3 protein-coding genes are annotated in these 2,886 nt (G+C 69.3%); all 3 read right to left on the bottom strand.

Annotation, left to right across the window (positions count from 1 at the left end):
- A partial coding sequence (locus tag VF697_RS27350; RefSeq protein WP_331099667.1) for an AMIN domain-containing protein occupies window positions 1-640 on the bottom strand: 640 nt, incomplete at its 3' end.
- A 269-nt stretch (window positions 641-909) separates the two neighbouring features.
- Window positions 910-2,187: an alpha/beta fold hydrolase gene (locus tag VF697_RS27345; RefSeq protein ID WP_331099666.1), complete on the bottom strand. Its 1,278-nt coding sequence runs from the start codon at window positions 2,185-2,187 to the stop codon at window positions 910-912.
- Window positions 2,188-2,196: 9 nt separating this feature from the next.
- The coding region (locus tag VF697_RS27340; RefSeq protein ID WP_331099665.1) for a glutamate ligase domain-containing protein at window positions 2,197-2,886 on the bottom strand (690 nt) is incomplete at its 5' end.

Raw genomic sequence — 2,886 nt, 5'->3', positions numbered from 1 at the left:
GCTGCTTCTGGTCCGCCTGGGCCGCCGCGGCCGCGGCCGCCACCGCGCGCTCCTGCTGCTTCTGGTCCGCCTGGGCCGCCGCGGCCGCATCCGCCGCCGCGCGCTCCTGCTGCTTGCGGTCCGCCTGGGCCGCCACGGCGGCCTGCTCCGCGGTGCCACCGGGCGTCGTGGCCGGAGTCGTGGCCGGCCCCGTGGCCGTGGGAGCCGCGTCCGCCGGAGCGGTGGGCCGGGCCGCCACGGCCGCGCCCGCACCGCCCACCACGTTCACCACCAGCGAGTTGCCGGTGGCCTGGATGTCCGTCTCCACCTCGCGCTCGTAGCCGATGAGCACGCGGGCGATGGCGGACTCATCCGAGCCGTAGCTGGCCGTCCGGATGCCGCTGATGGTGCCGTTGCCGACGGTCTGGTCCTCCTTCACCCCCGAGAAGACGGCCTCGGAGATGTCGATGACCAGGCGGGGCGGATCCGTCATCGTGAAGGTGGTGAAGTTGGGCTTCTTCGTCCCGACGATCTCCACCGTGCCGCCCCGCACGCTCACGCTCGTGATGGTGTTGAGATTGCCCGGGGCCTGCCCCTCTTGCGCGAGCGCCAGCAAGGGCACCAGCACGCAGGCGAGCAACGAAACCGCAACGGCTTTCATCGGCGACTTCCCTCTGAACGGACGCATTAAAGCGTCAAGGTAGCACGGGGTACTCGGGCTCCAACTTTCCAGCGTCCCCGCTGCGAGCCCAGGTGTTGATGCGCTGAAAGTGGCCTCGCGCCCGCTCCGCGGCAGCAGGCCAGCGAGCGCGACCTCGACGGCCATGCCGGAGAGTCGGCACCCGGAGATGTGGTGCAATGTGCACCTTCACTTGTAGACGTCTACAAGTGAAGCCCGCCAGGAGCTGATTTTCGACTGGAGGGCTTTGCTCACCGCAACCGGGGCAGGGCCGGCTTTCGGGTGCGGTGGGTGCGCGAATACTCGATGAGGTTCTTGATGTCGTAGCAGATCTGCCGGATGTCGTGCCCCATCGTCAGCTCGATGTGGCTGTTGCCCTTCACCGGCCGCCACAGCAGGTACTCGCTCTGGGCCGCGTGGTACACGCTCCGGGTGGACTCCACGGACGCCAGCGGATCCATGTCCCCGAAGATGATGGCCATGGGGATGTGGATCTTCGAGAAGCCCCGCTTGAAGTCGAACCCGGTGCGGTAGCAGACCATCTCCCCGCGGCGCACCCAGCGGGCGAACTGCTCCACCACCTTGCGCGGCTCGCGCTCACCGCCCTCGCGCAGCAGCCAGCGGACATCCTTGGAGCTGACGCGGGCCGGGTTGCTCAACCGGTTGACGCGGGTGGCGATGCGGTTGAAGAGCGGATGCTCCTCGGCGCGGGCGAGCTGTCGCTCGGCGAACTTCAGCCAGTCATCCACGGGGATGTAGTGGAACTGGCGGCGTTGAGGCCCCTCCTTGGGCTCCAGCCACCGGGCCAGACTCTCGTTGAGCGCGGAGGCGCCCCGGGCGAGCAGCATCCGCCCCGTGTGCCCCAGCCGCTCCTCCAGGTTGAGGCCGGCGATCGCGAGGTCGATCGTCGACCCCAGCGCCGGAGTCCACAGGGCGAGCATCCGCAGCAGCATGACGCCGCGGCCCAGGTCCGCCGGCGAGCCGATGGTGATGAGGCCCTCGAAGTCGTCGTGGATGCCGGCGTAGCCGTAGCCGAGCATCCCGCCCATGGAGTGGCCGCAGTAGAAGATGCGCTCGCGCCGGGTGATGCGCTTCACCCCCGACACCGCGGCGGGCAGGTCGTAGAGAAAGTAGCTGTCGATGTCCCAGCCGTAGTCCAGGTCCGGCGGCAGGGGCCGGCGGAAGCGCGCGGCGCGCTCCTTCTGGAACTCGATGGAGCTCTTGCCGTGCCCGCGCAGCTCCAGGATGTGGATGTCCACCCCGAAGAAGAGCAGGTTCTTGACGAACTGGCCGCTCGTCCAGGCGTGGCGGTTCTGCGAGAAGCCATGCACCAGCAGCAGCGGCTCCCCGAAGAGGGGCTGCGCGAAGGGCTGCTTCACCGGCCGGTAGCGGGTGATGACGAGAGACCAGCCATCGGCCGTCTCCACCACGTACTTCGTCTTCTGATACAGCGATCGGAAGTCGAGCTCATCGACTGTCGGGGTGTGAGGCCCAGTGGGAGTCGCTGCTCTCCAATCCGGCAAACGCATGTCTTGAATCTACGGACTGTGATGCAATGCGCCAAGGTTTCCACCGAGCCTCGCGCGTACGGAACCCACCAGAAACAGCGAACCCGTGCACAGGATGACGTCTCCGGGCGCTGCTCGCCCCCGCGCACCGGCCAGCGCATCATCCAAGGACGGATACGCACTCACGTCCGCGCACAGGGCACGTGCCTCGTGGACGTAGGACTCCGGGCCAAGGGAGCGGGGGGTGTCGAGCGGCGTGAGGTGTACCGAGGTACAGGTTGGCAAGAGCGCGCGCAGCATCGGTCCGCGCTCCTTGTCGGCCACCACGCCGAAGACGCAGTGGAGGCGACGTCCCGGGTAGAGGGAGCGCAGGCCCGCGAGCAGCACTTCCACGCCCGCCGGGTTGTGAGCGCCGTCCAGCAGCACGGGGGGCTGGCCACCCAGCTCTTCCAATCTCCCGGGCCAGCGAGCCCTCGCGACGCCCGTCCGCAGGGCCTCCGGCGAGACAGGCACTCCCCTCGAGGACAGCAGTTGCAGCGCCGCGAGCGCCACCGCCGCATTCTGGAGCTGGTGCGGCCCGCGCAGGCCCAGGGTGAGGCCCTCCAGGGAGAGCCCCGGCCCCTCGTAGGCGAGGCCCCCCTCCGGGCGGGCGACCGCTGAGAAGTCGCGGCCCTCGAGGAGGACGGGCGCACCCACCTCCCCTGCCCTGCGCTCGATGGC

Source organism: Archangium sp. (assembly GCF_036388035.1).
Classification (GTDB): Bacteria; Myxococcota; Myxococcia; order Myxococcales; family Myxococcaceae; genus Archangium.
This window is presented reverse-complemented; position numbering and strand designations above follow the sequence as displayed.

Bases quoted from the DNA above. Each gene is read 5' to 3' on its own strand.
- VF697_RS27345 (WP_331099666.1), bottom strand. From the start codon at position 2,187: ATGCGTTTGCCGGATTGGAGAGCAGCGACTCCCACTGGGCCTCACACC.